This window comes from Nitrosospira briensis, assembly GCF_900115125.1.
In the GTDB taxonomy this organism is placed as follows: Bacteria; Pseudomonadota; Gammaproteobacteria; order Burkholderiales; family Nitrosomonadaceae; genus Nitrosospira; species Nitrosospira briensis_A.
On the sequence record NZ_FOVJ01000012.1, the window covers coordinates 23,972 to 30,159 of the forward strand.

Annotated in this window: 5 protein-coding genes; 2 read left to right on the forward strand and 3 right to left on the reverse strand. The window is 56.7% G+C overall.

Features of this window, described 5'->3' with window-relative positions; genetic code table 11:
• Positions 1-10: 10 nt before the first annotated feature.
• From BMZ14_RS14320 to BMZ14_RS14330, 3 genes are all read right to left on the reverse strand, one after another.
• The gene (locus BMZ14_RS14320) at positions 11-1,039 is read right to left on the reverse strand and encodes a toll/interleukin-1 receptor domain-containing protein (RefSeq protein WP_074798776.1); all 1,029 of its coding nucleotides are present in this window, start codon (positions 1,037-1,039) and stop codon (positions 11-13) included.
• The gene (locus tag BMZ14_RS14325) at positions 1,036-2,916 is read right to left on the reverse strand and encodes a tetratricopeptide repeat protein (RefSeq protein WP_074798777.1); all 1,881 of its coding nucleotides are present in this window, start codon (positions 2,914-2,916) and stop codon (positions 1,036-1,038) included. Before BMZ14_RS14325 ends, BMZ14_RS14320 begins: the two co-directional genes overlap by 4 nt.
• Before the next feature lie 70 nt (positions 2,917-2,986).
• Positions 2,987-3,277 (reverse strand): HU family DNA-binding protein, encoded by a 291-nt coding sequence (locus BMZ14_RS14330; protein ID WP_074798779.1) that lies wholly within the window; start codon positions 3,275-3,277, stop codon positions 2,987-2,989.
• 234 nt (positions 3,278-3,511) lie between these two features.
• Here BMZ14_RS14330 and BMZ14_RS14335 point away from each other — a divergent pair, with 234 nt between their 5' ends.
• Positions 3,512-4,042, forward strand: a complete 531-nt coding sequence (locus tag BMZ14_RS14335) for an SLATT domain-containing protein (protein WP_074798781.1) — start codon at positions 3,512-3,514, stop codon at positions 4,040-4,042.
• A 130-nt stretch (positions 4,043-4,172) separates the two neighbouring features.
• Positions 4,173-6,188: nSTAND1 domain-containing NTPase (locus BMZ14_RS14340; RefSeq protein ID WP_143072018.1), on the forward strand; the 2,016-nt coding region annotated here is incomplete at its 3' end.

Here is a 6,188-nt window from a genome sequence, read left to right on the forward strand (position 1 = left end):
CCTCATGCCATCATCCGCATAGCTCGTTTTCCTGAATCTGACGCTCCTCTAATTCGCATACGGCCTCGCCTTCGAAGCTGCAAACTACGCCGCCGGCGACGTGACTACAATTCCAATGCTGCGCAGCAGGCTTGGCCGAGATAAAACGAAAAATTGTGCCCGCTCCAAAGCCTTTGCACAGCCGCTCGGCAGAATCTTGAGCACGAGCAAGGGCCGTAGATTGAGCTTTTGCTTCAGTGTGCGAAGGTGTTGCATCATCGTTCGTGAACAGGGCAAGTCGGCGCGTGGTGGGCGCCCATTTCTCTGTTTGCGTCACTTGCCGTCCGGCAAGCATGTCGGCGGCGGCATTCCGATAAGCCCCTTCCGGAAAATCCTGGATATGTACGCGCAAGGCTTCACAACTGCCCTGCTCGCGGTCTTGCCAGGCAATGCGCTCTTTCCTGGTCGGACGGTTGCCCAGCCCAAGACTGCCGCAGGCATCGGATATTTGTGGTTGGAATAAGGATAGGCCGCACACCTGATCCTGGGCACTGAATAGATTGAAACCGAATATCAGCGTGCCAAGCCCGGCCGCGCTCAAGGTGCTCCAAGTCATTTGCCGCAACAGCCGTTTCATTGGACCCTTTGCGGGGGGAACCGGACGGCCTTCCAGCTTGGCGCTCACTGCAGCGCACAGATCTTGAAAAAACGGGTCGGAAGGTTTTCCTTTCCAGTGGGTCAGGTCGATCATCTGCAGCTCGCCAAAGCCCAAAGGCGGGTCAACCTTATCCAGCATGACCGGTATCAGCACACCGCGTCGCTTGGCTTGGGAGGCCTCATCGCGCACGAAATCACCCGATGGCCCCACGCTCTCGTGGGTCCATATCACGATCACACATTTGGCCGCTTGCAGGGCAGTCAGGATCTGGCTTCTCCAGCTCTCCCCACCAGAAAGGCCCCGATCCCACCAGACCGAGTGCCCGCTGCTTTCCAGCGCTTTGACCAGCTGCCCGACCCAGGCCTCGTCCTCCCGCTTGTAGGAGATGAAAATCTCGTTCATGGACTTGCGCGTCGCTTTAGCTCTTCTATTATCCAGGCATCGCGCGGTGCCAGGATGCCGCGGCTTTGCATCGCCAGCGCGACCTCCAGCGCTTTTGTTATGTATCTCTTATCACTCGACACTTCGTTCAGTTTTACGTAGTCAACTATGAGGTCGCGCTGCCAGCCCGCATTGCCGGGATCGGCCTGGGCAAGGCGCTCCCGGATGGCAAGGGAAGCCTGGTAGCTTGCCAGCGCAGCGGGGAGATTGCCTTGGGTAACCTGTACGTCTCCCATCTTCTCATGCGAGACTGACAGGTCGCGCTGCCAGTCTGCATTGCTGGGATCCGCCTTTGTCAGACGCTCCCGGATGGCAAGGGAAGCCTGGTAGCTTGCCAGCGCAGCGAGGAGATTGCCCTGGGTGACCTGTACGTCCCCCATCCTGTCATGGGAAATCGACAGGTCACGTTGCCAGCCAGAGTTGCCCGGATCGACCTTCGCCAGGCGCTCGAAGATGGTATGGCACGCTTGGAAGCTTCCCAGCGCAGCAGGGAGGTTGCCCTGGGCAATTTGCACGTCGCCAATCATGCCTAAGGACACCGACAGGGCACGCTGCCAATACATATTGCCGGGGTCGGCGTCCGCTAGACGCTCCCGGATATGATGCGAGGCCTGGTAGCTTGCCAGGGCGGCGGGAAGGTTGCCTTGGGCTGCCTGTACGTTGCCCATTTTCTCCTGGGAAACCGACAGGCCACGCTGCCAATACGTATTGCCGGGGTCGGCGTCCGCCAGACGCTCCCGGATATGATGCGAGGCCTGGTAGCTTGCCAGCGCAGCAGGGAAGTTGCCTTGGGTGACCTGTACGTCCCCCATCTTCTCATGCGAGACCGACAGGCTACCTTGCCAATCGGTATTGCCCGAATCGGCCTTCGTCAGACGCTCCCGGATGGCAAGGGAAGCCTGGTAGCTTGCCAGCGCAGCAGGGAAGTTGCCTTGGGTGACCTGTACGTCCCCCATGCTGTCATGGGAAATCGACAGGTCACGTTGCCAGCCTGCATTGCCCGGATCGATCTTCGCCAGATGCTGCCGGATGGCAAGGGAAGCCTGGTAGCTTCCCAACGCAGCAGGAAGATTCCCCTGGGCGACTTGGACGTTGCCCAGGTGATGGCGTGCTACCGCTTGAGCGCGGTCGTCCTGGGCAGTGTCGGCGGCAACACTGGCAGTTCGCAGGGCATTGGGCAGCCTTCCGGCCTGCATGTATAACCTGCCCAATTCTACCCAATCCCAATGCACACCTGGATCCAGGCGGGTAACTTCCTCGAAGCGGGTGATGACTTGGGCGGTAGTTACTTTTCCCTTGTTGCGTGCTTCCAAGGCAAGCATGGCGTTATCCCGGCGCCGTACCGCGCTTCTTATCTCATAACCCTTCCTTTCCGCCGCATCCTGGGCTGCACTCAGATCATCCAGCACCGCCAGCGCGCCCACCTCGTCCCCGGCATTAAAGCGCGTCAAGGCGGCCACACCCTCTGGGGTCGATGCAATGTTCTCCAGGGCGTTGCGAAACACGCCAATTTCTTGGGCGTATGCCCGGTCTCGTGCGGTCAGCTCTGCAAGGAACTTTTCTTGTTGTTTAACGAGCTCGGAACGCAGTCGCACCTCGCCCGAGCGTACTCTGTCTCGCAGAGTATCAATCTCTTGGCGTTGGGCTCTAAGCTTGGTATCGGCCACCTTCTCGGCAGCAGCCTGGCTAGCCGACGCGGCATATAGCGTTGCGATCACTTCTGCCTGTGCAGATACTAAAAGGTTGGCAGTGGTGGGCGTCCGGGTGGCGCCAGAAAGTGGTTGCCACCACAACAGGGTCAGGATCAAGGGTAAATATTGCACTACATACTCATCCATAACTTAGTTAACCTTCCCTTGCTGGTACCTGCAAGCGAAAGCGCCTGAAACTGCTGGTGCTTTACGGCTGCTAGTCCTTACTTTCCACCCCATTGACCGCAGCCTTCAACGCTGCGCCTGGCTTGAATGCCGCAACCTTCGATGCGGAAATCTTCAGTTCCTCGCCGGTCTGGGGATTGCGCCCGCTTCTTGCCACACGATCGCGTACTTCGAACGTTCCAAAGCCAGGTAATGTCAGGGAACCCCCTTCTTTAAGTGTGTCCGAAATTATTTCCACCAGTGCGTTCACCGCTCGATCGGCGGCAGCTCCACTGCAATCGGTTTTTGCGGCCATTGCACTTACCAGTTCTTTTTTGTTCATGATTTGTATCGGCTTCCAATCAGTTAATCGGGACACCATTATAAAGTGGCAGGAGCTGGAGGACTGGTATTAGCCGGAAAGTCAGGCATTTCTTCAGAAACGCTTAGAGCAATGCATGAAGTAGGCGGGGGTATTTGGGGCTGAAGCGCGTCATTAGCGCAAACGGATCAACTGGATTATCCTGCTACATTATTGAACATGTGTCTGGAATCAAGACGGAAAGGAGCAAATACAGTGACTGGCCTTCAGAATTCGCTGCCAAAGGTTGAGGCTTTTCTGTCTGCGCTCAGCGAGCAGAGCTTCTTTAAAGACGAGTCAACGCAGGGCAGCGTTCTTTGGTACATCGATTTTTACAAGAAACGCGGACCCTCAAGACGTCGGGCCTTTCGAGCCGGAGGATTCATTTTATTGTTTTTAAGCATCAGCCTTCCATTCTTGACCCAGATGGCAGCAAAAGATCAGCAAGCACAGGTCGCCTCGACGCTCGCCTGGCTCATTGCACTTGTCGCTGCAGCCAACTCCTTTTTCAATTGGCAAAAGGCGTGGCAAGGCTACACCCAGACGCAACTCACGCTACAGTTTGCATTGACAGAATGGGAGTTAAAAACAGCCGAGGCAAGGGCAGCATCAACCGACGAGGAAGGTTTGGTGGTTTTAAGAGATAGTCTGCAGAAATTTATCAAGACCGTGAGTGAGGCGGTCTCCGGTGAGACAGCACAGTATTTTGAGGGCGTAAAAATCCCGGAAACGAGAACAGGATCGTAATTTTATATTTTTCAAAACTTCTCCCTGCGCTTCACCACATAAAGCACATCCCAGCGGAGGTAAAGCTGGCTCGGTGCGAAACGACGGAACAGTGACTGGACTCAAATGAAGAAAAAGCCGCGGTGAAAGCATGTCCCTCATCTTCCTGAGCCATTCGAGCATAGATGAACTCGAAGCAGTGGCGCTCAAGCACTGGCTGCTGGATAACGGCTGGGAAGATGTATTTCTCGATCTTGATCCGGAGCACGGCCTAAGGGCCGGGGAGCGCTGGCAGGAAGCGTTGCGGCGCGCGGCCGACCGCTGTGAAGCCGTTGTCTTCATCATCTCCCCCGCTTGGGCAAAGTCGAAGTGGTGCCTGACCGAATTCCTGCTGGCCAAGAGCCTGAGCAAGCTCATCTTTGGTGTGGTGGTGAAGGAAACCGCGCTCACCGAGCTGCCCACCGAGCTGACGGCCGAGTACCAGCTAACCTACCTTATCGGCAAGGGATCGGTGGAGGCCCTCCATTTCGTTCATCACGAACAGGCCGCTGATGTTTCTTTCCTAGCCAACGGACTCGCCCGCCTGCGACTGGGGCTGCAAACCGCAGGCTTGAGCGCCAGCTACTTTCCCTGGCCGCCGCAGGACGACAAATCGCGCGCCCCCTATCGGGGGCTGGAACCGCTGGATGCCAAGGACGCTGCTGTATTTTTTGGCCGCGACACGGAAATATTACAGGGCCTGGACAAGCTGCGCGGCATGCGCGCAGCAGGGAATGAACTTCTGTTTGTCATACTCGGTCCTTCCGGATCAGGTAAATCCTCATTCCTTCGGGCCGGCCTCTTGCCGCGACTCGCGCGAAATGCCCGACACTTTCATACGCTGAACGTCATTCGTCCCGAACGCAGTCCGCTATATGGACAGCGAGGGGTTGCAAACGCGATTTATTGCGCGAACGAAGACCTTGGCCTGATGCCAGTCAACCTGGGCGAAGTAAAAACAATGCTGGAAAACGGCGGAGCCGAATGCCTTGGCAAAATGTTACACAACATCCAAAACGCCGCCCGTCATAGATTACTTGGGCTACCGGAGGATGCGCCACCCCCGACACTGGTCCTCCCAGTTGACCAGGCTGAGGAACTCTTCAGCTCTGATGCGACTGAAGAGGCGCACAGTTTTCTTGAACTGATTGGTAATGTTCTTCGGACCAGTCTGAGCGATAGTGAAGGAACGCGTTTATCGTTGATCGTTGCCTTTACGATCCGCTCCGATCGCTATGATCCGCTGCAAACCGCACAAGAACTGATGGGACTCAAGACAGTCGTGTTCGATGCCTTGAAACCCATGCCCCGGGTACAGTTCAAGGAAATAATCAAAGGCCCGGCGATACGCGCGTCTCTGGGCGGAAAGAAACTGGAGGTCATGGCGGATCTTGTAGACCAACTGCTCCTGGATTGTGAGCAAGGCGCCGATACGCTGCCATTGCTCAGCCTAACCTTGTCCCGCATCTACAGGGACTACAGCAGCGGTGGCGATCTACGGCTCGATCAATACAAAAGCATGGGCGGCATGGCAAAGGTCATCAAGACTGAGGTTGAATCAATCCTTTCCTCCGATCCCGGATTACGCAAAGCCCAACTCGATACTCTGCATGCCGCCTTTATTCCCTGGCTCGCCACCGTAAATCCGGAAAATAATCAACCGGTGAGAAGAAGAGCACGCATGACCGACCTGCCGCCGGCAAGTCATGTGCTGATATGTGCATTAATCGAGAAGCGCCTGCTGCTATGGGATGCGGCCAGCGGCAAGGAGCTGCACGTCTTGCGCGGCCATGAGGGTTCCATCGTGGACTCGCAATTTTCTCCTGATGGCAAGACAGTGGTGACGGCAAGTGCGGACGAAACGGCGCGCCTGTGGGATGCAGCCAGCGGCAGAGAACTGCAGGTCTTGCGCGGCCATGAAAAGGAAGTAATTGGCGCGCAATTTTCTCCTGATGGCAAGACGGTCCTGACCGCAAGCTGGGACGAGACGGCGCGCCTGTGGGATGCAGCCAGCGGCAGAGAACTGCAGGTCTTGCGCGGCCATGAAAAGGAAGTAATTGGCGCGCAATTTTCTCCTGATGGCAAGACGGTCCTGACCGCAAGCTGGGACGAGACGGCGCGCCTGTGG

Coding starts and splice junctions, on each gene's coding strand:
- BMZ14_RS14320 (WP_074798776.1), bottom strand. CDS start 1,039: ATGAACGAGATTTTCATCTCCTACAAGCGGGAGGACGAGGCCTGGGTC.
- BMZ14_RS14325 (WP_074798777.1), bottom strand. CDS start 2,916: ATGGATGAGTATGTAGTGCAATATTTACCCTTGATCCTGACCCTGTTG.
- BMZ14_RS14330 (WP_074798779.1), bottom strand. CDS start 3,277: ATGAACAAAAAAGAACTGGTAAGTGCAATGGCCGCAAAAACCGATTGC.